The 25595-nt window shown below is 65.4% G+C and carries 24 protein-coding genes; 11 read left to right on the top strand and 13 right to left on the bottom strand.

What is annotated here, in order from left to right:
- Positions 1-35 precede the first annotated feature (35 nt).
- On the bottom strand, positions 36-950 hold the full coding sequence (locus FA94_RS31725) for an NAD(P)/FAD-dependent oxidoreductase (RefSeq protein WP_035559035.1): 915 nt from the start codon (positions 948-950) through the stop codon (positions 36-38).
- Between the two features lie 168 nt (positions 951-1118).
- On the opposite strand from FA94_RS31725, the gene FA94_RS31720 reads away from it, so the two are divergent.
- The 6 genes from FA94_RS31720 to FA94_RS31695 all read left to right on the top strand — a co-directional run bounded on the left by FA94_RS31720 (position 1119) and on the right by FA94_RS31695 (position 7341).
- Positions 1119-1577 (top strand): Rrf2 family transcriptional regulator, encoded by a 459-nt coding sequence (locus tag FA94_RS31720; RefSeq protein WP_035559032.1) that lies wholly within the window; start codon positions 1119-1121, stop codon positions 1575-1577.
- A 213-nt stretch (positions 1578-1790) separates the two neighbouring features.
- On the top strand, positions 1791-2810 hold the full coding sequence (locus FA94_RS31715) for an ABC transporter substrate-binding protein (RefSeq protein WP_035559029.1): 1020 nt from the start codon (positions 1791-1793) through the stop codon (positions 2808-2810).
- Between the two features lie 37 nt (positions 2811-2847).
- On the top strand, positions 2848-3837 hold the full coding sequence (locus FA94_RS31710; protein WP_035559025.1) for a quinone oxidoreductase family protein: 990 nt from the start codon (positions 2848-2850) through the stop codon (positions 3835-3837).
- A 126-nt stretch (positions 3838-3963) separates the two neighbouring features.
- Positions 3964-5289, top strand: a complete 1326-nt coding sequence (locus tag FA94_RS31705; protein ID WP_051980975.1) for an MFS transporter — start codon at positions 3964-3966, stop codon at positions 5287-5289.
- A 20-nt stretch (positions 5290-5309) separates the two neighbouring features.
- Positions 5310-5987 carry a response regulator transcription factor gene (locus tag FA94_RS31700; RefSeq protein WP_035559022.1) on the top strand — a complete coding sequence of 226 codons (678 nt, stop codon included), beginning with the start codon at positions 5310-5312 and terminating at the stop codon, positions 5985-5987.
- Positions 5977-7341, top strand: coding sequence for a sensor histidine kinase (locus tag FA94_RS31695; protein ID WP_035559018.1), 1365 nt, complete (start codon positions 5977-5979; stop codon positions 7339-7341). Before FA94_RS31700 ends, FA94_RS31695 begins: the two co-directional genes overlap by 11 nt.
- Positions 7342-7387: 46 nt before the next feature.
- Here FA94_RS31695 and FA94_RS31690 read toward each other — a convergent pair whose 3' ends face one another.
- Positions 7388-8077 (bottom strand): Vgb family protein, encoded by a 690-nt coding sequence (locus tag FA94_RS31690; protein ID WP_035559013.1) that lies wholly within the window; start codon positions 8075-8077, stop codon positions 7388-7390.
- 9 nt (positions 8078-8086) lie between these two features.
- Positions 8087-9310: a hypothetical protein gene (locus tag FA94_RS31685; protein ID WP_035559009.1), complete on the bottom strand. Its 1224-nt coding sequence runs from the start codon at positions 9308-9310 to the stop codon at positions 8087-8089.
- Positions 9311-9452: 142 nt separating this feature from the next.
- On the opposite strand from FA94_RS31685, the gene FA94_RS31680 reads away from it, so the two are divergent.
- Positions 9453-10217, top strand: coding sequence for a DUF899 domain-containing protein (locus tag FA94_RS31680; RefSeq protein WP_156126837.1), 765 nt, complete (start codon positions 9453-9455; stop codon positions 10215-10217).
- Positions 10218-10225: 8 nt separating this feature from the next.
- Positions 10226-11095, top strand: a complete 870-nt coding sequence (locus tag FA94_RS31675) for a DUF2182 domain-containing protein (protein ID WP_051980973.1) — start codon at positions 10226-10228, stop codon at positions 11093-11095.
- A gap of 37 nt (positions 11096-11132) precedes the next feature.
- On the opposite strand, the gene FA94_RS31670 is transcribed toward FA94_RS31675, so the two are convergent.
- From FA94_RS31670 to FA94_RS31655, 4 genes are read right to left on the bottom strand one after another with little or no spacing between them, the layout of a single operon-like run.
- Positions 11133-12734 (bottom strand): TolC family protein, encoded by a 1602-nt coding sequence (locus tag FA94_RS31670; RefSeq protein ID WP_035559001.1) that lies wholly within the window; start codon positions 12732-12734, stop codon positions 11133-11135.
- On the bottom strand, positions 12721-14778 hold the full coding sequence (locus tag FA94_RS31665; protein ID WP_035558998.1) for an FUSC family protein: 2058 nt from the start codon (positions 14776-14778) through the stop codon (positions 12721-12723). Before FA94_RS31665 ends, FA94_RS31670 begins: the two co-directional genes overlap by 14 nt.
- Positions 14759-15808, bottom strand: coding sequence for a multidrug transporter subunit MdtN (mdtN, locus tag FA94_RS31660; protein WP_035558995.1), 1050 nt, complete (start codon positions 15806-15808; stop codon positions 14759-14761). Before mdtN ends, FA94_RS31665 begins: the two co-directional genes overlap by 20 nt.
- The gene (locus FA94_RS31655) at positions 15805-16047 is read right to left on the bottom strand and encodes a hypothetical protein (RefSeq protein ID WP_176057560.1); all 243 of its coding nucleotides are present in this window, start codon (positions 16045-16047) and stop codon (positions 15805-15807) included. Before FA94_RS31655 ends, mdtN begins: the two co-directional genes overlap by 4 nt.
- Before the next feature lie 436 nt (positions 16048-16483).
- On the opposite strand from FA94_RS31655, the gene FA94_RS31650 reads away from it, so the two are divergent.
- Entirely contained in the window at positions 16484-17446 is a 963-nt protein-coding gene (locus FA94_RS31650; protein WP_035558992.1) for a response regulator, read from the top strand.
- Positions 17447-17475: 29 nt separating this feature from the next.
- Here the strand turns inward: FA94_RS31650 and FA94_RS31645 are convergent, their stop codons facing one another.
- The 5 genes from FA94_RS31645 to FA94_RS31625 form a co-directional block, all read right to left on the bottom strand.
- On the bottom strand, positions 17476-18456 hold the full coding sequence (locus FA94_RS31645; protein ID WP_035558989.1) for an alpha/beta hydrolase: 981 nt from the start codon (positions 18454-18456) through the stop codon (positions 17476-17478).
- Between the two features lie 14 nt (positions 18457-18470).
- Entirely contained in the window at positions 18471-18956 is a 486-nt protein-coding gene (locus tag FA94_RS31640; protein WP_035558986.1) for a thioesterase family protein, read from the bottom strand.
- A gap of 97 nt (positions 18957-19053) precedes the next feature.
- On the bottom strand, positions 19054-20019 hold the full coding sequence (locus FA94_RS31635) for an L-carnitine dehydrogenase (protein ID WP_035558984.1): 966 nt from the start codon (positions 20017-20019) through the stop codon (positions 19054-19056).
- A 123-nt stretch (positions 20020-20142) separates the two neighbouring features.
- Complete coding sequence (gene cdhC / locus FA94_RS31630; protein ID WP_035558981.1) at positions 20143-21072, bottom strand: 3-dehydrocarnitine:acetyl-CoA trimethylamine transferase CdhC; 930 nt, start codon at positions 21070-21072, stop codon at positions 20143-20145.
- A gap of 35 nt (positions 21073-21107) precedes the next feature.
- Complete coding sequence (locus tag FA94_RS31625) at positions 21108-22061, bottom strand: choline ABC transporter substrate-binding protein (RefSeq protein WP_035558978.1); 954 nt, start codon at positions 22059-22061, stop codon at positions 21108-21110.
- A gap of 422 nt (positions 22062-22483) precedes the next feature.
- Between FA94_RS31625 and FA94_RS31620 the strand changes: the two genes are divergently transcribed.
- Positions 22484-23494, top strand: a complete 1011-nt coding sequence (locus FA94_RS31620) for a GlxA family transcriptional regulator (protein WP_051980971.1) — start codon at positions 22484-22486, stop codon at positions 23492-23494.
- A 146-nt stretch (positions 23495-23640) separates the two neighbouring features.
- Positions 23641-23967 (top strand): DUF4148 domain-containing protein, encoded by a 327-nt coding sequence (locus FA94_RS31615; protein WP_035558975.1) that lies wholly within the window; start codon positions 23641-23643, stop codon positions 23965-23967.
- A gap of 165 nt (positions 23968-24132) precedes the next feature.
- Here FA94_RS31615 and gabD read toward each other — a convergent pair whose 3' ends face one another.
- Entirely contained in the window at positions 24133-25593 is a 1461-nt protein-coding gene (gabD, locus tag FA94_RS31610) for an NADP-dependent succinate-semialdehyde dehydrogenase (RefSeq protein ID WP_035558972.1), read from the bottom strand.
- Positions 25594-25595: the final 2 nt, after the last annotated feature.

The raw sequence follows: 25595 nt of genomic DNA, 5'->3' as shown, positions 1-25595 counted from the left end.
CGCGATTCAAAACCGTCGCCATGCGGCCTGATTTGCTAGCTAGCGTGCTGCGGCATAGCCAGCGACTGATGCGCACTCACACCCGCCATCGCACCCGCCGCCGAAGCGAACGTCGCGTTGGTCATCGCGTTGGTGGCGTCGCCCGCGGCATAGACGCCGTCGACGGTGGTTCGCTTGAATCCATCCACTCGAATGATGCGGCCGAGCGGCGCGTCGTCGAAAGCACAACCGAGTTGCTCGGCGAGCGGGCTCGTCATGTGCGTTTTCGGCGCGACGAATAGCGTGTCGATCGGGATCACGCGTCCGTCGGCGAGTCTCAGCGCGTCGAGATGGGGCGCATCGCCGAGCAGTTCGACGACCGGCGAGCGTTCGATCCGAACGTCCCGCGCGGCCAGATGCGCGATCTGTTCCGCTTCAGGTTCGAAGTGGCCTTGCGTGAAATAGGTCGTCGGCCCCCACTCCGGAACGAGCAGCGCCTGATGAATCGACAACGCGTGACTAGCCAGCACGCCGAGACGCCGATCCCGCACTTCATAGCCATGACAGTACGGACAATGGACGACCGTCATTCCCCAACGTGCCTGAAGTCCCGGAACGGCGGGCAATTCGTCTTTCACGCCGGTCGCGAGAATGAGGCGTGAAGCCGCCTCGATACGACCACCTGCGAGCGTGACCTCAAACCCATCCGCGACCCGTTCAGCCGCAACGGCTTCGCCTTTGACTATCTGAACCGTCGGGTACAACGCGAGTTGCGCCGCGGCCTCGCGGATGATCTCGGCCGGCGGTTTGCCGTCCTGGCCAAGGAAGCCGTGCGCGTGCGCAGCAAACCGGTTGCGCGGCAAGCCGGCGTCGACCACCAGCACACGGCGCCTGGCGCGCGCCAACTGCATCGCTGCCGACAACCCCGCGAAACTCCCTCCCACAACGATCACATCGTGCTCGCTCTGCATGTTTTCTCTCCCGTGTTGCGCGTGCGCCGCTCCGCCAGCCGGTTCGAGCGTCCGTTCGCATCTCATGAAACATCACGAGTTGCATGATAGGGCGATGCTATACTTCTTGCAACTTTTAATGTTGCGTGAGTTGATGCCACGCGATGCGGTGCGATAACGAGGTGAGCAATGAGAACCGACAGCCGGCTCTCGCGGATGCTGCACGTGCTGATTCACATGGATCGGCACGACGGTCCGCTGACGTCCGAAACGATCGCGCAGATGCTGCGCACTCACGCCGTGGTGGTGCGCAGAATGCTGGCGGGTCTGCGGGATCAGGGTTACGTGCGCTCTGAAAAGGGCCACGGAGGCGGCTGGGTGCTGGCCGAAGACCTCGACAAACTCACGTTGCTAGACGTCTATCGCGCGGTGGGCGAACCGCCGCTTTTCTCCGAACTCCTGACGGACGACGACCCGCAATGTCTGGTCGAACAGGCCGTCAACGCCGGCTTGTCCAGGACCATGCAGGAGGCCGAGACCGCGCTGCTTGCACGGTTCGGCGAGTTGACGGTGGGCGCGCTTGCGCGTGACTTCGACGAACGCTTCGCGCGCGTCAAACAAGGCGGGCAGGGCGAGCAGGGCGGTTGAGCAGTAGACGAACCACCCGCCACCGCGTCGTCCCGTTCCAACGCAAACCCAACGCAAACGCCTTCGCGCCCGCCCGCAGAGGGTAAACACCCACAACATTTCCCCGCGACGGAAAGCAGCCAGAAGGCGTTGGTTTTTTATACTCCACGGCAAGCGCGGCACGAGACGATCCGTCAACATCGGACAAGTGCCCGCATATGGAGACCGTTTGACATGCCACCGTTCGCCCGCTTCACGGCGCTCGCCTCGACCGCCTGCGCGATCCTGCTCTGGACGCCCTATGCCCAGGCGGAAAAGCTGACGCTGATGACGGGCGGTGCCACCAAGATCGTCTACCTGCCGGTTACGCTGGCTTCGCGGCTGGGCTACTTCCGCGACGAAGGGCTCGACGTCGACATTCTGTCCGAACCCGCCGGCGTCGATACCGCGACCGAACTGATTGCCGGCGCCGTGCAAGGCGCGGTGGGCTTCTACGACCATACGATCGACCTGCAAAGCCGCGGCCTCGAAGTCGAAGCGATCGTTGTGCTCGCACGTTCCGCGGGACTCGCCGAACTCGCGTCGACGAAAGTGGCGAAGCCGATGCAAAGCATGGCCGACGCGCGCGGCCGGCGGCTCGGCGTAACCGGTTTCGGCGCCTCCACCGATTTCCTGAGCCGCTATCTGGCGCAACGCGCGGGTCTGCCCGCGAATGCCTATACGGTCGTGCCGCTGGGTTCCGACAACAGTTTCGCCGACGCCATGAAGAACGGATCGATCGATGCCGTCATGGTCGAGGAACCCACCGCGTCGAAACTGCTCGCTGCCGGCACGGCGCAGGTGCTCGTGGACATGCGCAGTATCGAAGGCACGCGGCTCGCGCTGGGCGGCCCCTACGCCAGTTCCTGTCTGTACGCGCAGCGCAAGTGGGTCGCCGCTCATCCGGACGAAAGCCGCCGGTTGGTGCGCGCCATGGTGCGCTCGCTCGCGTTTATCGCCACGCACAGCGCCGATCAGATCATGGCGGTGCTGCCGCGCGATTTCGTCGGCGCGAACGAATCGCTGTACCGGCAGGCGCTTGCCGCGACGATGCCGTCGTTTTCGCGTGACGGCAGGATGCCCGACGGCGCACCGCAGACCGTGCTCGGCGCGCTCGCCGCGGTGAACCCGGAGATCGTGCCGCGTCACGTCGAACTGAGCCGAACCTATACCAACCGGTTCGCCGACGAAGTCAACGCCGTCGCGGCGCATTGAGCCGCATCATCTTCTTCAAGAGCACGGAACACGAGATATGAAGGCCATTCGCATCGAGCAATACGGCGGTCCCGAAGTGCTGCGCCGCGTCGATATCGGGATTCCGTCGCCGGGACCGGACGAGGTGCTGATCCGGGTGGGTTGCGCCGGCATCAATTTCATGGACGTCCATACGCGGCAGGGCAAATACCGCGAGTCGCGCACCTATCCGGTCCGCTTGCCGATTACGCTCGGCATGGAAGGCGCGGGCGAGGTCGTTCAGACCGGTTCGAACGTCACCTCGTGCGAGCGCGGCGACCGCGTTGCATGGTGTATTTCGTGGGGCGCGTACGCCGACTATGCGGTCGTGCCGGCGGCGCGTGTCGCGCGCATTCCTGACGCGATCCCGTTCGATCTGGCCGCTGCCGCGATCTTCCAGGGTTCGACCGCGCACTATCTGCTCGAAGACGTCGCGCGACTCGGTGCGGGCAGCACGTGTCTCGTGCATGCGGCGTCGGGCGGCATCGGCCAGTTGCTGGTGCAACTCGCGAAGCGGCGCGGCGTCACGGTGTACGCCACGACGAGCAGCGAAGCGAAAGCCGAGGTGGCCCGTGCACACGGCGCGGACCACGTGATGCTGTACGACGACGGCGGTTTCGCCGACCGCGTGCGCGAAGCAACCCAGGGCCGCGGCGTCGACGTGGTGTTCGATGCGGTAGGACGCGCGACGCTGCGCGACAGTTTCCGCGCGACCCGCACGCGTGGCCTCGTGGTGAATTACGGCTCGGTCTCCGGCTCGCTGAACGATCTCGATCCGATCGAACTGGGCGAAGCGGGCTCGCTGTTCCTGACTCGCCCGCGTCTTGCCGATCACCTCGCCGATGGCGCGACCGTACAGCGCCGCGCGGACGAAATATTCGCCGCGCTGCAGGACGGCACGCTGAAAGTCGAGATCAGCGGCCGCTACACATTCGACGACGTCGAAGCGGCGCACGAAGCGCTCGAGTCGCGCAGTCAATTAGGCAAAGCCGTGATGACGATCGGCTGATCCCATCGCATTTCCCTGAATCATGAAGCCGGACCCGGCGGCCACGCTGACCGCCGAGGACGTGTTCGTCCCTCACTACCGAGATCAACCCGACGATCGACGCCGGGCTCAACCACCGAGGTCACTATGACATCACCCTCCACGATCGACGCCACCGCGTCCGCCGACGCACCGCCCAAGGCGAGGGAATCGCGCGTCAAAGCGGTGTTCCGCGTCACCAGCGGCAATTTTCTCGAGATGTACGACTTCACCGTGTACGGGTACTACGCGGCCGCGATTGCCGCCACGTTCTTTCCGACCGGCAACGAATTCGCGTCGCTGATGCTGGCGCTGTCCGTGTTCGGCGCGGGTTTCCTGATGCGTCCGGTCGGCGCGCTGGTGCTCGGCGCGTACATCGATCATCACGGCCGCCGCAAGGGTTTGATTCTGTCGTTGACGCTGATGGCGATCGGCACCGCGTGCGTCGCGTTCGTGCCGAGTTACGCGGCGATCGGTTTGCTGGCGCCGGCTATCGTGCTGTTCGGGCGCTTGCTGCAAGGCTTTTCCGCGGGCGTCGAACTGGGTGGCGTGTCGGTCTATCTGTCCGAAATCGCGACCAAGGGCAATCGCGGCTTCTATTGCTCGTGGCAGTCGGCAAGCCAGCAGGTCGCCGTGGTGTTCGCGGCGTCGCTCGGCGTGCTGTTGAACCGCCTGGTTCCGGCTTCGGAAATGAACGCATGGGGCTGGCGCATTCCGTTCATTGTCGGCTGCATGATCGTGCCGTTCCTGTTCTACGTGCGCCGTTCGCTGCAGGAAACCGAGGAATTCGCCGCGCGCCGGCATCGTCCGAGCATGGGCGAAATCGCGAAGTCGATGGTGCAGCACTCGCGTCTGATTCTCGCCGGCATGGGCCTCGTGATCATGACGACCGCGTCGTTCTATCTGATCACCGCGTACACGCCGACTTTCGGCAAGGTCGTGCTCAAGCTGTCCTCGCTCGATGCGCTGCTGGTGACGGTGTGCGTCGGCGTGTCGAACTTCATCTGGCTGCCGATCGCGGGCGCCGTGTCGGATCGCATCGGCCGTCGCCCGGTGCTGCTGGCCTGCACGGTGCTGGCGATTCTGACCGCCTATCCGGTCATGCAATGGCTGGTTGTGCAACCGTCGTTCGAGCGTCTGTTGATGGTCGAACTCTGGCTGTCGGTGCTGTACGCGTGGTACAACGGCGCGATGGTCGTCGCGCTGACGGAATTGATGCCGGCTCATGTGCGTACCACCGGCTTTTCGATGGCGTACAGCCTTGCCACGGTGATCGGCGGATTCACGCCGGCAATCTCGACGTGGCTGATTCATACTACCGGCGATAAGGCTTCGCCGGGCGCGTGGATGTCGTTCGCCGCCGTGTGCGGCGTGGTCGCCACGCTGATCCTGTACCGTTCTGCGCCGGCGCGGGAGCAATACAAGACCGCATGAACGCTTTGGGGATGGAAGGAATGAGGCTACTGCTCGTAGAAGACAATGACCAGCTCGCGCACTGGCTCGCGCGTATTCTGCTCGACGACGGCTTCATGCTCGACCGTGTCAGCGACGGCGAAGCAGCGGAAAGCGCGCTGCGCGCCGTCCCCTACGACGTGGTGCTGCTCGATCTGAATCTGCCGCACCTGTCGGGCAAAAGCGTATTGCGCCGCATGCGCGAGCGCGAGGACACGACGCCGGTGCTGATCCTCACGGCCACCGGCGCCGTCGATGAAAAAGTGGTGCTGCTCGGCGCCGGCGCGGACGACTACATCGTCAAGCCGTTCGACGCGCGCGAACTGGTCGCGCGCGTGAAGGTGCTGGCGCGTCGCCAGGCGCCTTCGCGCTCGAACAAACTCAAATGCGGCAATCTCACCTACGACATGGACCGCTGCCAGTTCGCGGTGGAAGGTGAACCGCTGGCGCTGACGCCGCGCGAACACGCGGTGCTCGAAGCGCTGATACTGCGCGCCAAGAAGACCGTCGCGAAGACCATGCTGGCGGATTCGCTCAGCAAAGGCGACGCGATGACCAGCGAAGACGCGATCGAAATCTACGTTTCGCGGCTGCGCAAGAAGCTCGAAAAGAGCACCGCGACGATCATCACGTTGCGCGGTCTCGGCTATCTGCTGGAAGACGGCGCCGATGACGAATAGCCTGCGGCTCAGGCTGCTGCTATGGCTGCTGCTGCCCATGACCGTCTACGTGATCGCCGCCGGCCTGATCGCCCACGACAACGCCGCGCGCACCGCGCGGCTGTTGCAGGACGAAGCGCTGCTGTCGTCCGCGCGCGTGATGGCGGGCGACATCGAGTGGACCAACGGCTATTTGCACGCGGAGATATCGCCCAGCGCGATCGAGATTCTGAGCTCGCCGGCCGGCGACCATGTCTATTTCAGCATTCGCGAAGTGGGCGGCGCGACGATTGCGGGCACATCGGATTTCCCGCTGCGCGTGCCGGACGAATCGCCGCTCTGGTACGACGCGACGGTGAGCGGTCATCCGATCCGCGCGGTGTCGCTGATCCGTCCGATGTACGACGCGGGCACTATCAAACACGTGGTGGTGTCGGTCGGACGCACGCTGCTGCAGCGCGACGCTACCGCCGCTGCGCTATGGCAACCGCAGATGCTGCATTTCGCCGGCATCGTCGCGATTGCGGTGGTGCTGGTGTGCGTCGGTCTCACGTTCGAACTGCGTCCGCTGATGCGGCTCGCCAACGACATGCTCGCGCGCGCGCCGAATGCATCGGTGCGGGTGCGGGCCGATCCGCTGCGCAACGAACTGCGCCCTATCGTCAGCGCGTTCAATCAGTGCCTCGATATCATCGAGCGTAAGACCGCGATGCAGCGGCGTTTTATCGCGGACGCGGCGCACCAGTTGCGCACGCCGCTCACGCTGCTCGGTACGCAGTTGCAATACGCGCGCCGTCAGGACGATCTCACGCAAATCAAGGAGACGTTGCTGGCGATGCATCGCAGCAATCTCTCGCTGGTGGCGCTCACGAATCAGTTGCTGTTGCTCGCGCAAGCGGAAGCCGCGGACTATGCCGACTTTCAGGGCGTGCCCGTCGATCTGCGCGCGGTGGCAACCGGCACGATCGAGCAATTGGCGTTGCTCGCGCAGCGGCGCGGCGTCGAATTGTCGGCGCAACTCGACGAAGCTGCCGAGGTGATGGGCAACGAGCCGTTGCTGTCGGTGCTGCTGTTCAATCTGCTGGACAACGCGATTCGCTATACGCCGTCAGGCGGTCATGTCGCGCTCAATCTCGCCGCGAAAGACGCGCGCTGGGTCGTCACGATCACCGACGAAGGGCCGGGCATCAGCGTCGAACTGCGCGAGCGCGTGTTCGAGCCGTTCTTTCGTGCGTCCAGTGAGGAGGGCAGCGGGCTGGGACTGTCCATCGTGCGCGAAATCGCGCGGGCGCATCTCGCCGAAGTCACGCTGGAAGCGGGTCACGACGGACGAGGGTTGAGCGTGTCGGTTATGTTCCCCGCCGTGCAGACATGATGTGACGCGGGCGATCGCGCGACCGTTCAGGCGCCGCGCGTTTCGCTCACTCACGCGTCGAGTCGACGGGAACCCCGGCACCGCTCTCGTCCTCGGACGCTCGTCCAGGCCGCTGCACCGCTCGCACTTTTCCGCTATTACCGCCGCCGCAGAAGAAACGATCGGCGCCGTCGGATTCGAGCCCCGACACGCCGACGCCCGTCGGCAACTCAAGACTCTCCAGTACTTCTCCGGTGTTGGGATCGATACGCCGCAACTCGCTGGCGTCGTCTTCCCACGTGGCGTGCCACAGGTCACCCTCGACCCAGGTTACGCCGGTCACGAAACGATTCGATTCGATGGTGCGCAGAATCGCGCCGGTCTGCGGATCGATCTGATGGATCTTGCGGTCCCGATACTGGCCGACCCACAACGAGCCTTCCGCCCACGCCAGTCCCGAATCGGCGCCGGCGCCGCCGGGTGCGGGAATCGTGCCGAGCACCTGGCCGGTTTGCGGATCGATCTTCTGGATGCGGTCGGCGGCGATCTGGAACAGATGCTGACCGTCGAAAGCGGTGCCCGCGTGCGCGGCAACGTCGATCGAGCGCAGCGTGTCGCCGCTCGACGGGTCGAGCGAAGTCAGTTTGCTGCCGGCGGCGAGCCAGACGTGCTGACCGTCGTACGTGACGCCGCCCACACTCTCGACGCCCGGAAAGGGTCCATATTCACGCAGGATTCTGGCGGCTGATCGGTTCATGCTTCCATCCTAATCGTTGGAAAAAAGCGAGGGGAGTAACAAAGCCGTCGCGAATCCCGGGATGGGCGGCATCATCCAGCGGCGGGCCCGGCCGAGTCCGATCGACTGCACCTTGCCGGCCGCGGCCAGTGAATCCAGCGTGCGCTGCACGGTGCGCTGGCTGGCGCCGAGCGCCAATGCGAGCGCGGAGCTTGCCCACGATTCGCCGTCGGCGAGGCACGCGAGCAGCGCCGCGTGCGCTTCGTCCACGGGTCGCGCGAGCACCACGGCCGTGGCGGCTTCGCGCGGCGCCAACGCGAAGCCACGCTTGGTCGCATTCACGTCGGCCAGCGTGCCTAGCAATGCACGAAGCCGTCCGACTTCGACCCGCAGGCGCGCGCGGTGCGATTCGTCCGCGTGCTTTGCCCGGAATGCGCGAGCGACGAGCGTGTCGCGCGGCACGTCGGCGGGCCATGCTTCGGCCAGCACGCGCACTAGCGTGAACAGCACCGGGCGGCTGGCGAGCGGGATCGTCGTCTTTGCGCTTTGTATGACGTGACGGCAAGCGTCCACCACCAGCACGTTCGACGCGGCCAGCAGCGCTTCGACTTCGTCGAGCAGAAGGAGCCGCTCTTCGCCGCGTTCGATCAGACGCGCCGCGGGTGCGGTCAGTGCGAGGGCCGCGTGGTCGACCTCCGCGATCAGCGTGGGAATACCGGCTTGACGCGCGGCGCGTTCGGCGCTCGCAAAGGCGGCGCGCGCCGTTGCGGTCCGCACCCGGCGCAGCGCGATGCCGGCCACCATCAGTTCGTGGGCGGCGCGTGTCGAAGGCGGGAAGGGCGTGGGGTCGAGTCCGGCGAGCGCGCGTTCGGCTTCGTCGAGCTGACCGATCAGCAGCAGGCGCCGCACTTGCAGGTAGCGCGCATGGGCGGCGTTCAGTCGGTCGCCGTGCGCGTCGAGCAGAACGCGCGCGGCGTCGAGCGCTTTCACGGGCCAGTTCAGATCGCGCGACGCCAGCGCGATTTCGGCCTCGGCGACCACACAGCGCGCGCGGGCCAGCGGCGCCTTCGCGCCGAACGCGCGTGCCGCGCCGCGCACCAGCAGCCTGGCGCGCGGCAAGTCGCCGAGTTGCGCCATCGCGATGCCGCGCAGCGCGAGCGCGGGCGCGTCGTCTCGCAACGCAACATGATTCAGCGCGCCGAGCGGATCGCCCGCCGCGAGCGCGCGCGCTGCAGCCGTGACTAGCGAGTCCATTGCCGATCCGAATCACGCCACACTTGTCACTCCCATCGAACGATTGCTCGCGACTAATCTAGCACGACCGACAACCCCTACGCCGTACCGGCCGCCGAGCGACCGAACCCACGGCGCAGGATACCTAACGGAGTGAAACATGATGACGACGCATCCGACTGGAACCCGTGAACAATGGCTGGCCGCGCGGCTCGAATTGCTCGACGCCGAGAAGGCCTTCACGCGGCAGGGCGACGAACTGGTCCGGCAGCGCCAGGCCTTACCGTGGGTCCGCATCGACAAGGCGTACCGGTTCGACACCGAGCAGGGCAGCGTATCGCTCGCCGAGCTGTTTCGCGGACGCTCGCAACTGCTCGTTTACCACTTCATGTTCGGACCGGACTACAAGGCGGGATGCCCGTCGTGCTCGTCGATCGCGGATGGGTTCGATGGACTCGTGGTCCACCTCGCGAACCACGACGTGACCTTGTCCGCGATATCGCGGGCGCCACTCGCGAAGCTGCTGGGGTATCGGCAGCGAATGGGCTGGACGTTTCCGTGGGCCTCGTCGTTCGGCAGCGATTTCAATTTCGACTTCAACATTGCGTTCACCGACGCGGAGCAGCGTGAAGGGCGCGTCGAATACAACTACCAGCGCGGCGGACACGCCATGGACGCGGCTCAGGTGCCCGCGCCGGTCGCGCAATTCGCGGCCACGTGCGGGACCGATCCGGCGACCTATACGCAGGACCGGCCGGGGCTGAGCGCGTTCGTGCTGGAGGATGGCGTCGTGTATCACACGTATTCCACCTACGCGCGCGGTGTGGATGGCATCTGGGGGATGTACCAGTGGCTCGATCGCGCGCCGAAGGGGCGCAACGAAACGGGCGTCTGGTGGAAGCGGCATGACGAGTACGCTACGCGCTGAGGTGGGGTATGGCTTATGCGAGTGCAACCGGCCGCGGGCACTTGACGCGAGTCCGGGTCGGCGAGCGGGTCTTCGTTGTCGTCATTGCCGCGCTATTTGCCGCTAGCGTGGCTGTGACGATCGTCTGGTGCGCGTCCATGTCGAAGATGGGCGCGATGCCGATGCCCGGCGGCTGGACGATGTCGATGGCGTGGCGGCCGATGTGCGGACAAACCTGGGCGCGCGCCGCGGCGTCGTTTGTCGGCATGTGGGCCGTGATGATGGTGGCGATGATGCTGCCGTCGTTCGCGCCGGTGTTGTGGCGTTATTGGCGCAACGTGCGTGGTACTGGCGAGGCCGGCGGCGTGGGTCGTGCTGGTCGCGCTGGTCTCGCTGACGAGATGCTGGCAGGTGGATTGAGCGCGCTGATGGGCATCGGCTACTTCTTCGTGTGGACCGTTTGCGGATGCGCGGCCTTTGCGCTCGGCGCTGCGCTGACGGCGCTTGAAATGCGCTGGCCGATGTTGGCGCGAGGCGTTCCGCTCGCCATCGGCCTGATCGTGCTGAGCGGCGGCGCGCTTCAGTTCAGCCGATGGAAAGCACGTCGTCTTGCCTGTTGCCGTAAAGCGCCGACGTGCGCACAGACTCGGCCGGTCGACGCCCGTTCAGCGTGGCGGCATGGCGTGAGCATCGGTCTGCATTGCAGCTATTGCTGCGCCGGCTTCACGGCGATCCTGCTCGTGAGTGGTGTGATGGACCTGCGTGTGATGGCGGCCGTCACGGCGGCCACAAGCGCCGAACGCCTCGCGCCTGATGGCGTGCGCGTTGCACACGTCATCGGCGTCGTGGTGCTTGGTGTCGGCATGTTGCTGATCGCGCAAGCGCTTGGGTTTGCATGACACGTCACATCTGAACGCACTTAGCGCGCGTATTCGATCACCAACTTCCCTGCGACGGAATCGAATCGACCGACCCCGTCGCCAGTGCAAGCGCCGCGGCCGCCGACAACGCGCCGCTATAACTATCCGCATCGGCATTCTTCGCCGCCAGCAGTTGATTCTGCGCGAGCAGCGCGTCGGTGACCGAGCCGACGCCGTGGCGATACGCGTCGAACGCGGCGTCGTACGTGGTCTGCGCGGCGGCGAGCAATTCTTTCGCGGCAGCCTGCGCGCTCAAACTCGTCTGCAGCGTGTTCTGCGCGGCGACGATCTGCCGGACCGCTTCCTCGCGGCTGCGGGCGAGGCGGGTGGTCGCGCTGTCCGCGTCGTTGCGCGCCTGCGCGAGCACCGCCGAACGCAACCCGCCGTCGTAAATCGGAATCGTCACGCCGACGATCACACTGCCGCCGTAGTGCCCGCCGCTCAGGTTCACGGTTGGCAATTGCTGACCGATGGCCGGCACCGCCGAGATCGACGAGCTGCCGGTGTGGTACGCGCCGGACGCCGATACGAACACTTTCGGCATGAACTCCGATTCGGCGGCTTTCACCCTCGCGAGATTGACCCGCTCGGCCGCGTACGCGCTCAACACGTCGGGGCGTCGCGCAATCGCGGACGACACGATCTGTTCGATCGAGTCGTTCATCGTGGCGGGTAGCGCATGCGTGGGCAGCGTCGCGATTCGTGGTTTCGACAGCGGCGAGATGCCCATCGCGGAGATCAGCATCAGATAGCTGTTGCTTTCGGCGCCCTGGGCCTGGACCAGCGCGAGCTTCGCCTGGGCGCGGTTCTGATTGGCCTGCGCGACTTCGATGACGGTGCCGACGCCATGCTTGTAGCGCGACTGCGCGGCGGCGAGGATCGCCTCGGCGTTGTCGAGCCCTTGCCGCGTCGTGTCGATGCGGGCACGTGCCGCCTGATAGCTGTAGAACGCGACGCTGACGTCGAAGATCACTTGCTGGTGGACGGCGGTGAAACCGATGTTGGCGATCACCGAGCCCTGCGATGCCGCTTCGACGCGCGCAGCGCGTCCGCCGAAATCGAACAGCAGCCAGTTCAACGCGAGCACCGAGGTTTCGCCGTGGCCCGACGCGGTCGCCGACGAATCGCCGAGCGCCGATGTGGAGGAGCCGTGCGCGTCGGCGTACAGGCCCATCGCTGCCGCCGACAGTTGCGGAAGGTAGGCGGCCTTCGCGATGCCGGCCGCGAGCGCGGCGTTGCGCGCGTCGTTCCACGCGATGCGGGTCAGCGGATTGGCCGATTCCGCGAGATCGATCAGTTCCGGCAGGTTGTAGTCGTGCGCCTGCTCCAGCGCGGGCGGAGGCGGTACAGCGGCGAGCGCGGGATTCGCGGGCAACGTGTAGCCGCCTGCAGACGTGGCTGAAACGCCTGAAGCACCTAAGGCATTCGAGGCACCCGCAGCGCTTGAAGTCCCTGAAGCGCCCGCCGGCCCCGGCACGATCGCGCCGGACGCGTCCGTGCGTGGCTGCCAGGGACGGTCCGGACTATCCGGCGCCATGTCCAGCGACGACGTCGCGCAGCCGGCCAGACCCGCCGTCGCCAGGATCGCCAGAGCGAATGGTGCGTTAAACCGGCGCATGAGTCGCAAGGCCTTTCGCTGCATCGTCCGACGCGGCGTGTTCGAGTTGAGTGAGACGTGCGTCGCCGAGTTTCAATAACGCGGTGCGCGTGTCGTCGAGCGAGGGTTCCGGCGGCGTGGGGTGAGCGGCCTTCGCTTCGCCGCTCGCAACGTCAGCCTGACGCTGCGGCATTTCGCGCGTGATCCGCCGAAGCCAGCTATCGATCGCGACATCGCCCGGCCGCTGTTCGGCGAGCAGGAACATCGGTCCTTCGAGCGCGCCGAAGCCGGCCAGCACGTCGCGCCGTTCGGCGATCCACTCGGGTTCCGGCCGAACCCACGACGGCTCGTAATGCATCAGCGCGAGGTCCTGTTGCAAGGCGCCGTATTGCGCCATCGCGCTCGCGGCCTGAGTGCGGCGCGCGCCGCTTTGAGCGAGCGACGTCAGCCGTTGCCACTGCTGCTGCAAGGCGGCGAGCGCGACATCGACACGGGTGGCGACGCTCACCGGCCACACGCGCGTGAAGACCAGATAGACGACCACATTGCCGAGCAGAATGCCGATCGTGCGGTCGCGCGCCACCGTCAGATCGAAGGCGGGCGCCGCGCCCTGAACCACGCACAGGAAAAACGCGAAGGCGATCTGGAAGCCCGCATAGCCGATCCGTGGCGAACCGAACGCGACCCACGCCGCCAGCCAGGCGCCCACCATCACGAGCGCTATCAGGCCGACGATCGAGGTCAGCGCGGGCGTCACGAACACAATCGCCGCCGTGCCGACGAACGCGCCGACGAGACAGCCGACGATCCGCAACGTCAACTTCTCGACGGTTTCGGCGGTGGTGCCGAGCGACACGATGTAGACCGTGATGAAACAGGTATGAATACCCGGCCAGTCGATCTGCGAGTAGAGCAGATAGCAGAACAGCGCCGCGACGGTGGTCTTCAGCGCATAGCGGACGTGGTCGGGATTGGTGAAGGCGTCAGGCAGGAAGAAGCCGCCGGGTTTGGGCTTGGGTGTGGATGTGGGCGTGGCTGTCGCTGCGGGCGGTGTCGGTGCTTCGGCTTCGCTCGTGGCTTCGACCACGGTTTCGACCACGGCGAAACCCGTAATGGCGGCGCGCAGATTGTCGACGACCATCCGCGCGAGCGGCGGCAATGCCGTCGAACCAGGCAACGCGAGTTCGATCTCCACCGGATACCCACCGGCGTCGAGCATGTGCGCCATGTTCTCCAGCGTCTCCGCCAGCGGCGCGGCGAACGTGGCCGGCAAGCGGGCCGACGGTTCGCGAGCCCCCAGATCCGCCGCGACGAGAATCGCCAGCGTCGACGAGACGGCTTGCCGCAGCGCCGGAATATCGGCGCGCGCCGAGGAGCCGTCCACCACCGACAGCTTCAGCCATGTCCCGAGTTGCGCGTCGCCGTCGCGCAGGCAGGCGGTCAGCGCGGCGCGCGCGGCATCGTCCGGCTCGCTCAGGCCGCGTGCCGCCGCTCGCAAACGCTTTGCCAGCTCGCGGCCGGCCAGTTGTCGCGGCGACGGCGCCAGCAGCATGTTCAGGCAGATCGACACGCCGACCGGAATCGCGACGAACAACCACGTATAGAGCAGCGCGCGCGTCGCCACTTCGCCGAACGGCACGCTGCCGAGCTTGTCGAGCCCGAAGCCGACGATCATCGCGAGGATCGCGCCCACCGGCCGCAGCTTGCTCGCCGACGTCACGAACAGCAGCGCGAACGACAGCCCCGCAATACACGCGACTCGCCACATCGGATCGTCGAGCGCGAAAATCGCCACGCCGAGCACGAGTCCGATCACCAGCGTGACCAGCACCATCAGCGCGGCGCTGAGCAGCACGCTCGTCACCCGGTCGGGCCGGTTGAGAAAGAACACGATATACGCGGAGAGCGCCGCTTCCGGCGTGCCATAGGCGCTCGTCACGAACACCGTCAACGCGCAGATCAGCGCGATGCGGGTCGCCATGGCCGCGCGCCCCGGATACGGCGCGAGCAGCTTCAGAATGTCCGCGGCGCCCGGGCGGGCCAGTTCACCGGCAGGCTGCGCCATGCCGGACCTCGACTATCGCGCTCGCGCCGACCCGCACCAGCCGGGCGGCCGGTTCGTCGAGACGCACTCGCACGGGGAACCGCTGGGCGACCCGTACCCAGTTCACGGACTGCTGGACGATCGGTAACGTGCGCGGCAAGTTGATGCGGTCCGAATCCGCGATGCCGGCGCCGATGCCGACCACCTTGCCGTGGATCGCCTGGCTGCGGTCGATCATCGAATAAACGGTCGCGCAGTCGCCCGGCGCGATGTGCGCCAGCGAGCCTTCGCGGAAGTTCGCGACGGCGAACCATTCGTCGGCGTGGACCAGCGTGAAGATCGACTGGCTCGGCGCCACCGTCTCGCCGGCCAGCACCGACAGGCCGGTCACGAAGCCGTTGTGCGGCGCGCGCACGACGGTGTCGTCGAGACCGTGCTGGGCCAGCGCGACCGCCGCCTCGCGCGCATGCACCGTGGCGATCGCGTCGGCTTCTTCGCCGATGGTCTGCGCGCTCGCCTGCTTCTGCGCCTGAGCCTGCTGCAGCGACAGCGCGGCGTCGCGCTGCGCCACCTGCGCCTGGTCGAGTTGCTGCTGGGGCACGTAGCCCTTCGCGGCGAGCGGCGTGAGCCGCTGCACGGTGCGGGTCGCCAGGTCGTAGTTGTGGGCGGCTTTGCCGGTCTGGTCGCCGGCAATGGAGGCGTTCGCGCGCTCGCCGACGATCGTCTTGCGACGCGTGTCGAGTGAGGCGCGCGCCAGTTCCAGGTCAGCCTGGGTTTGCGCGAGCGCGAGACGGTAGGGCACCGGGTCGATCTCGAACAGCACGTCGCCCTTCGCGACCCGCTGGTTTTCCTCGACCGGCAGGCGGACGATCCGGCCGCCCACGGGCGACGCCACGTGGACGACGTCGGCGTCGATGGTGGCGTCGTCGGTGGAGGGGAAACGGGTGGAGCGGTCATACGCGTAGTACGCCGCCGCCAGACCGAGCACGACGATCACGCCCGCGATGACGCGGCCCTTGGACGAGGCTTTGCGCAAGCCGGCGATTTTCATAGGAGCAGTCCTGTTGCCGAAAGCCAGAAAAGAACCGCGACCGTCAGGCCGATGGCCACGCAGACAAAGAGAAGGTACGGAACGGTCCGCGCCCAACCGGTGGTCACGAAAATCCGCTGGGCGATCAACGAGCCGACCAGCCCAAGCAATCCGCCCAGCAGCCAGAACGGAAAATACGCGCCGAAGATTTCAACCGATGGCGCGCCGCGCAGCGCGCATCCCTGCAAGGACAGGCTCAAGGCGGCGACGGCTGCAAGCGTGCGGCCGTGGCGCAGGCACGGTCGCGGGCACGGTTCGCGGGCGCTTCGTTGGTTTGGTTTAAGCAGCATTGCGGCGTGGCCAGGGTGGTCAGGTGGTGGACGCGTCACGGAAGCAAGCGGATCACGCGCACTTTACCAGCGCCGCCCTCGCGATCGACGTTTTCGTGTACAAGGCGGTTTTTGCTCGCGACCGGCCGTAAGCGGTTTGTTGGCGGCCGGTGTGGGCGCATGCCGTTTGCCCCCGTTCCGTGCCGCATATCCGATCGGCATATGCCCGATCGCAAGCCGCCAGGCAAGTTTGTGCCGTTACCTGAAGAGCCCTGTACTATATGGACCACAGGCACCGGCCCGGCGGCCAGCAGGCAATCCGGCGCGCAGCAGGTGCGCGGCGCGCCAGCATCGTCCCCATGAGCTTATGAACAACTTTATTCGCCCCCCCGTTTTCCATCCGGCCACGGTTGTCTTCGTCGACGATAACGATAGTTACCTCGACGCACTGCGCCGTTTCTTTCCGGATACGTCGACCAATCTGTTTTTCTCGCGGCCGCAAACCGCGTTGGCGTTCATTCGCCAGCATGCGCGCGAGAATTCGCTGGAGTTCGCGTCGGCGTCGGCGTGTCTGAGCGAAACCGGGATCGAGCGGCTGGTCGAGACGTCGGCAGAGCGCGATCTGCTCGCGCGCGGCGCGCGCTTCGCGGAGGTGGCGGCGGTCGTGGTGGACTACGACATGCCGGGCATGAGCGGGGTGGAATTCCTCGCGTCGATCGCCCATTTGCGCTGCGCGAAAGTGCTGCTGACCGGCGTCGCGGACGAAACCGTCGCGGTGAAGGCCTTTAATGCCGGCATTGTGGATCTGTATCTGCGCAAGACCGATACCGATTCGGCCAACCGGCTGGTCCATTTTCTGAACGACGCGAAGAACCGGCACTGTTCGGAAGGCGGTTGGCTGGCGTTGGGCGAGAACGGTTTGACGTACTGCGACCCGCGCACGAAAAAAGTGATCGGCGAAGTGGTGGCCGCGCACGGCATCGTGGAGTACTACTGGCGTCCTGAGCAGAACGCGATTCTGATGTTCGACCGTGCCGGTAATCCGAGCGTGTTCGTTGCGTGGGCGGAGAACGACTGGATCTCGCAGGGCGAGATCGTCGCGGACGAAAGCGGTCCGGTCGAGCTGTTGCGGCAAATGGCGGTGCGCGAGGCGATGCCGTTGTTCTGGCCGCACCTGGCCTATCGCGCGGGACTGAATTTCCGTTCACTTACGCCGCAGAAGATTCCCGGCTGGGAAGACGCGTTCTACTGCTGGACGCGGATCGAAGCGGCGGAAGTCGGTATGGACCTCGTGACGTATTCGCAGTGGCGCAAGGAGAGCGTCCACTGATTGGCCGTTGAGTTGCGGCCGAGCTACGGCTAACGGCCGCGATGGCTTGAAGCATCCGCGTCGAACACCGGCGCGGCGTGTGCCGACAGAAAATCGCACACCTCGCGATGCAGCATCCGCACACCAGGGCTCGATTCGAGCGCCCGCCAACATCCATGCACGAGCCCGGCGCCGATCCAGAGACGGGCCTCGCCGCCAGCCGCCTCGATGCGTTCCACGAACACGCGCGCGTCATCCCTTAGCGGATCATGTTCGACCCCGATCGCGAGTGTCGGCGGCAGGCCGTCGAAGCGCGTGCCTTCGAGCGGAATCGTCCATGCCGGGTAGGGCGGCTGCTCTCCCCAATACAGATCACGAAACGAATGGACGTCGCTCAGCTTGAGCATGGGCGCTTGCGCTTCGGTGTCGCGGGCGGGCGGCTGCGGATCGGTGCCGAGCATCGGATAGACCAGCGCGAGCCCTTGCACGCCGCCAACGCCGTCGTCGCGCAGGCGCATCGCCACGCTGGCCGCGAGCGTGGCGCCCGCGCTGTCGCCGGCGAGCTGCAACGTCGTGCCGCTGTTCAGATTGAACGGTAGCCGTCGTTCCAGCGCGGCGAGTGTGACTTCGAGACAATCGTCATGCGCGGCCGGCGCGCGGTGCTCGGGAGCCAGCCGGTAATCGACCGCAATGACATCGAGCCCGGTGTCGGCGGCAATGCGCGCCGTGACGAGCTGATGACTGTCCAGCGAGCCGAGCACGAAGCCGCCGCCGTGAAAGTACAACACGGCGCCGTGAGCGGCCTGCTCGCCGCGCGCGCGATGCCGGTAGAGCCGCAGCTTGAGCGCATGACCGGCGCGGGTTGGGAACTCGGCGTCCCTGACGCTCAATTCGTCCGGCAACGCCGGCGTCAGCGTGGCCGCGTAGCGATCGTAAAGCTCGCGCTGTTCACGCGGCGACAGCGACGTAGTGTGCGCGGGATAAATCGCCACGGCCCGTTCGATGAATGCAGCAATTTGCGGTTCGAGCATGTTGACTCACTGGTCTAGGTCTTCACCGGCAGGCCGATAACGCGCCCCGCGTATGTTGCCGCGGGCCGTTCGGCATGCGCATCGGCCAATGATCGCACGAGAGTCGCAACGTCAGGGTCGAACGTGACCGCGCGCGGGCCGCTGGTGTCGACGTGCAGCAGCATCTGTTCGCCGGCGGCGACCGGTTCAGCGCCATCGCCCGCGAACATCTCCAGATACAGATGCAGCCGCTTTGCGTCATGCCCGAGTATCCGCATGTCGACGCGAACCGGCGTGCCCTCCTTGATCTCGTGCAGATAGTTGATGTGCGCTTCGAGCGTGTAGATCGAGCGGCCGCGCGCCTTGCGCACCGCGTCGGGCAAACCGATCAGGTCGATCAACGCATCCGTGGCGAAGCTGAAGATCAGCATGTAGAACGCGTCGCGCAAATGGCCGTTGTAGTCGACCCATTCCGCGCGTACTGAATCGCGATAGCTGGGTAGAGAAGCGGGTTGCGGCATGGGCAAATCGTCTCCGTGGTCGGTTGAATTGATTCAGGTTCGGCGCCGCTCAGGCCTCTGGACCGTCTGCCTGAGCGGCGTAGGCGGCCTCTCAGCGTCAATCGGCAGGCTGTAACCCATGCCGCGCTTTCGCGTCGCTGATCGCCGCCAGCACGCTCGTAATGCAATCGTCGCGATAACGCTCCAACTGCTTGATCGAGCGCGGGCCGACCTGTTCCGCCGTGCCGTCCACCACGCGATCGATCAATTCGTCCGTGAGCTTCGGCGCCACCAGTTTAGTCCATGGTAGTTCGAGCGCAGGGCCGAACTGCTGCATGAAGTGACGCATGCCGGCGTCGCCGCCCGCGAGCGTGTAGGTGAGGAACGTCCCCATGAACGACCAGCGGATGCCCGCGCCGAAGCGGATCGCGTCGTCGATTTCGCCGGTCGTCGCCACACCTTCGTTCACCAGATGCAGCGCCTCACGCCACAGCGCTTCGAGCAGACGATCGGCGATAAAACCCGGCACCTCCTTGCGAACGAGCAGCGGCCGCATCGACAGTGCGCGGTAGATGTTGAGCGCGGCGTCGATCGTTGCCGGCGCGGTCGCGGCGCCGCCCAGCACTTCGACGAGCGGCAGCAGATAAACCGGATTGAACGGATGCCCGACGATGCAGCGCTGCGGATTCACCGCCCGCGCGTAAAAGTCGCTCGGCAACAGCCCCGACGTGGACGACGCGATGATCGCGTCCGGCTTCGCGGCGCGGCTGATCTGCTCGTGCAGCGCGAGCTTGAGCTCCTCACGTTCGGGCGCGCTTTCCTGAATGAAATCGGCCTGCGCGACGCACGCTTCGATCGTCGCGACAAAGCGCAAGCGCTCGGGCGACGCACCCTCGGCCAGCCCGACGCGTTCGAGCGCCGGCCACGCATTGGCGATGTTCTCGCGCAACTGTTTTTCCGCGCCCGGCGCCGGGTCCCACGCGATCACATCGAGTCCATGCGCGAGCGCGCGCGCGACCCAACCGCTGCCGATCACGCCCACGCCGATGGCCGCAAATGTTTTGATATCGACGATCACTGCCATTGCTGAAATTTCCTTTGTCTACGAGTTCGAGAGTGTCGAAGCGTGTTGACGCGGCTCGACGCCGCGAGGCGTTGAATCACGCGTGCGACGTGAAGCGTGAAGCACCACGCTCACACCGCGCCATCACGCATACTGGCCGGCTGCACGCCGTTCCAGTTGCCGCTCGCCACGCGCCGGCAAGCCCAGCTTGCGGCGTCCTTCAGCCGGCGTCAGCGCACGCGCGCCGAGCCTTTCGATGATTTCCACCGCGCGCTGCACCAGCGTGCCGTTGGTTGCGGGCACACCTTTGTCGAGCCAGATGTTGTCTTCGAGCCCCACGCGCACGTGACCGCCGAGCAGCATCGCCTGCGCGACCATCGGCATCTGCATGCGGCCGATCCCGAAGCCGGCCCATTGCGCGCCGGGCGGCAGGTTGTCGGCCATCGCTTTCATCGACGTGGTGTCGGCGGGCGCGCCCCAGGGAATGCCGAGGCAAATCTGGAACAGCGGCGGCGCGTCGAGCAGGCCTTCTTTAAGCAACTGCTTCGCAAACCACAGATGGCCGGTGTCGAAGATCTCCAGTTCCGGCTTCACGCCGAGTTCCTGAATACGCTGGGCACCGGCGCGAAGTTGGGCGGGCGTCGACACGTAGATGTAATCGCCGTCGCCGAAATTGAGCGTGCCGCAATCGAGCGTGCAGATTTCGGGCAGCAGTTCCTCGACGTGCGCGAGACGTGTCAGGCCGCCCACCAGATCGGTGTTGGCGCCGAAGCGCATCGGGTCTTCACCCGGCCCGATCTCCAGATCGCCGCCCATGCCCGCCGTCAGGTTAATGATCACGTCGGTGCCCGACGAGCGGATCCGGTCGACCACCTCGCGGTACAACTGCGGATCGCGGCTGCCGCGTCCGGTTTTCGGATCGCGCACGTGGCAGTGCGCGACGGTGGCGCCGGCTTTGGCGGCTTCGATCGCGGCTTCGGCGATCTGTTTCGGCGTGACCGGAATGGCCGGATGTTTGCCGACGGTGTCGCCGGCGCCGGTGACCGCGCAGGTCACGATGACTTCATGATTCATACGTGCTATTTCCTGTGGATTGAGATGCGCGACGCTCAGAGGCCGAGATAGGCCTTCACCGCGGGCAAGCCGTCCTTGCCGTCGTAGGTCTTCACGCCGGCTAGCCAGGCGTCGAGTACTTGCGGGTTTTTCTTCAGATACGCCTTGGCGGCGTCGGCCGGTTTTTCCTTGTTCATGACCGACTGCATGACGACGTTTTCCAGTTGCGTCGAAAAGCGCAGATTGCTCACGAGCTTGCCGGCGTTCGGGCAACGCGTCAGAAAGTCGGGGGACGTCAGCGTGTACACGCGTGCTTCGCCGTCGTTCGGACCGAATACGCCGTCGCTGCCGGTCAGATATTTCATGTCGATCGTGATGTTCATCGGATGCGGTTCCCAGCCGAGAAACACCACCCATTTCTTCTCGCGGATCGCGCGATCCACCGACACCAGCATGCCGGCTTCGCTCGACTCGATCAGCTTGAAACCACCGAGCCCGAACTGATTGCTGGCGATCATTTTCTGGATCGCCGCGTTCGCGCTGCTGCCGGGTTCGATACCGTAGATCTTGCCGTCGAGCTGGTCGCGATGTTTGGCGATATCGGCGAAGGTCTTGAGGCCCGCGTCGTACTCATAGCTCGGCACCGCGAAGGTGGCCTTGGCGCCGCTCAGATTGGGCGGCTGCAGTACGTTGATCGCTTTCGACTCGACGAACGGGCTGATCGCTTTTTCCTGCACCGGCCACCAGTAGCCGAGCGACACGTCGATCTGCTTGCTCTTGAGGCCCGCGAACGAGATCGGTACCGAGGCGACGGTGGTCACCGGCTGATAACCGAGTCCTTCGAAGACGGTCGACGCGAGCGCGGTGGTCGACGTGATATCCGTCCAGCCGATGTCGGCGAAATGCACCGCGCGGCAGGCGGCCGGATCCTGCGCGAAGGCGGGCGTAGCAGCGGCGATGGCGGCGAAGCCGACGAGATAGGCAAGCAAGGCATTGAGACGACACTTCATGAGGTTCCCCCTTCTGACACGTTGAACGGCGTGTTTCGAACCGGGCTGCGGCTCGAACGGCGAAGCGGCCTTCGGACTGGCGCGACGGTTTGGATACAGCAACAAACTGGGTGAGGCGGGACTGCAGGCATGACGTTACGTTAATGCCCCATATTCCCGCCAAAGCGACCGCCAGCGACCCGTTCTTGCTCTGACGCGACCCCGAGGGAAAACCAGCAGTGCGGGCTATGACGCGTGGCATGGCGGCATTGCAGTGCAACACGCATCGCATCGCATCTCATCTCATCCCATGCGCATCCGGTCGCCCTGCAGCGCGGATTTTTGGCGCGCCTTGCCGGTTGATGCACTGCTTGCTACGCTCGCCGGGACCCCGCGCCCCCGCTTTGTAGTCCGCGTTGTATCCCTGATCGAGTCCGAGCACGATGCCCGAAGATATGTCGTTCCTGCTGCTGCCGGGCTTTTCGGCGATCGGTTTCATGTCGGCGGTGGAACCGTTGCGGGTGGCGAACCGCTTTCGCGATGCGCTGTACCGCTGGCGCATTCTCAGTCTCGACGGTGCGCCGGTCGCGGCCAGCAACGGCATTTCGATCAACGCGGATGCGGCCATCGGCGAGGTCGGTACAGCGCAGACGCTGTTCGTGGTCGCGGGCTTCGAACCGCTTGCCTGCTATAGCCGCGCGCTGGCCGATTCGCTGAAGCGGATCGAGCGCGCCGGCGCGACGCTCGGCGGCATCGACACCGGCAGTTTCGTGCTTGCGGAAGCCGGGCTACTGAACGGTACGGACAGTGTGACCGTGCATTGGGAAGCGCTGTCGGCGTTCCGCGAGCGCTATCCGTCGCTGGATGCGAGCCAGGAGCTGTTCGAGATCGGCGCGCGGCGCATTACGTGCGCGGGCGGCACGGCGTCGATCGATATGATGCTCGACCTGATCGGCCGCAAGCATGGTGCGACGCTGGCCTCGGCCGTGTCGGAGCAATTCGTGGTGAGCCGTATCCGGCAGCGTTCGGACCATCAGCGCATGGAGATCGCTGCGCGTTACGGCGTGCACAATCGCAAGCTGATTCAGGTGATCGGCGTGATGGAACAACACATGGAAGAGCCGCTCGCGCCGGACCAGCTCGCGCAGGAAATCGGCGTGACGCGGCGGCAACTGGAGCGGCTTTTCTGCGCGTCGCTGAAGGACACGCCGACGCATTTCTATCTGCAACTGCGCCTCGCCCGAGCGCGTGAGTTGCTGCAACAGACCGACATGTCGATCACGTCGATTTGTGTGGCGTGCGGCTTCGAGTCGCCGTCGCATTTTTCGCGGACGTATCGCGCGCGCTTCGGTGCGAGTCCGAGAAGCGACCGGCAGCCGCTGGGCGGGAGAAATGCCGCCGAGTCCCCGTTGCCGGACGCGCCGATGCCTGTTTCGGTGCTTTCAGAAAGCTAACGATCTGGCGATTATCTCGATTTTCACAACACTCAATTGGTACTTTAGGGGTTTACCCTAGTCGACCCGACTCCTACACTTCCTCCATCCGCTGCAGACATAACGCCTCGCAGCGCTAGACAAAAAAATCTCTGGAGGTAGTTATCATGAAGTCGCTGATCGAAGCCGCAGTTATCGCCGCCCTCATTACCGCGCCGCTGGCCGCTTTCGCCCAGTCGAATCAACCGGTTACCCGCGCTCAGGTGCGCGCTGAGCTGGTGCAACTGGAAAAGGCCGGCTACAACCCGGCAACCGCGAACGACTACGACTACCCGGCCAACATTCAGGCTGCCGAAGCCCGCGTCGCTGCCCAGAACGGCAATGCGCAAACCAGCGGTTATGGTTCGGCCACGAATGGTTCGTCGCAAGCAGGTAGCCGTGCAAGCACGACGCCGAGCTCGTACTCGGCACCGGTTGCCAACTACGGTCACTAATCGACTGCGGCGCGAGCCGATCGCTTGCGCCAGTTCGATACGCAGCAAACGCAACAGGCTTGCTTCACCGTGAGGTGACGCAAGCCTGTTTTGCATTCAGCGAAAAAAACGGCCACGCCGGATCAAACGACGTGGCCGTTCTTCATGCTTCAAGCGTCCTGACGATCAGATCCCGCCGATGCACAGGTATTTGATGACCACGTAGTCATCGATACCGTAATGCGAGCCTTCGCGGCCCAGGCCCGATTGCTTGACGCCGCCGAACGGCGCGACTTCGTTCGAGATCAGGCCGGTGTTGATCCCGACCATGCCGTATTCGAGCGCTTCGGCAACCCGCCAGACACGGCCGATATCGCGGCTGAAGAAATACGACGCGAGCCCGAACTCGGTATCGTTGGCGAGGCGAATCACTTCCTCATCCGACGAGAAACGGAACAATGGCGCGAGCGGCCCGAAGGTTTCATCGCGCGCGACTTTCATGGCCGGCGTCACATCCGCGAGCACGGTCGGTTCGAAGAAGCCGTGACCGAGCGCATGACGCTTGCCGCCCGTGACGATGCGCGCGCCCTTGGCCAACGCGTCTTCGATATGCGACTCGACCTTCAGCACGGCCGCTTCGTTGATCAGCGGACCTTGCGTGACGCCGTCTTCGGTGCCGCGGCCCACTTTCAGTTGCTCGACGGCGACGCGCAGCTTCTCGGCGAACGCGTCGTACACCTTGTCATGCACATAGAAACGGTTCGTGCAGACGCAGGTCTGGCCGCTATTGCGATACTTCGACGCGATCGCGCCGGCCACCGCCGCATCCAGATCGGCATCGTCGAACACGATGAACGGCGCATTGCCGCCGAGTTCGAGCGACACCTTCTTGACCGTCGGCGCGCACTGCGCCATTAGCAGACGGCCAATCGGCGTCGAACCCGTGAACGACAGTTTGCGCACGATCGGATTGCCGGTCATTTCCGCGCCGATCGCTTTCGGCTCGCCGGTCACGACGTTGAACACGCCGCGCGGCACGCCGGCGCGTTCGGCCAGCACGGCGAGCGCGAGCGCGGACAGCGGCGTCGCTTCGGCCGGTTTGACGATGATCGGGCAGCCTGCCGCCAACGCCGGACCGACCTTGCGGGTAATCATGGCCGCCGGGAAGTTCCACGGCGTGATCGCCGCGCACACGCCGATCGGTTCCTTGGTCACGACAATGCGTTTGTCGCCGGCCGGCGTGGGAATCGTGTCGCCGTTCACGCGCTTGCCTTCTTCCGCGAACCATTCGAGGAACGACGCGGCGTACTGGATCTCGCCCTTGGCTTCGGCGAGCGGCTTGCCTTGTTCCGTGGTGAGGATCTTCGCCAGGTCGTCGGCGTTTTCCATCATCAGGTCATGCCATTTGCGCAGGATTACCGCGCGCTGCTTCGCGGTCGTGGCGCGCCACGCGGGCCAGGCCGCGTTGGCGGTGTCGATCGCGCGACGCGTTTCCGCCGTGCCCATGCGCGGCACCGTCGCGATGGTTTCGCCGGTGGCGGGGTTCTTCACCTCGAAGGTCGCGCCGTCGTCGGCGCCTTGCCATTCGCCCGCGATATACGCGTGGGTCTTGAGAAGCGTCGGGTCTTTCAATGTCAACGTGTTCATGA

The organism is Burkholderia sp. 9120, from assembly GCF_000745015.1.
GTDB lineage: Bacteria > Pseudomonadota > Gammaproteobacteria > Burkholderiales > Burkholderiaceae > Paraburkholderia.
This window is presented reverse-complemented; position numbering and strand designations above follow the sequence as displayed.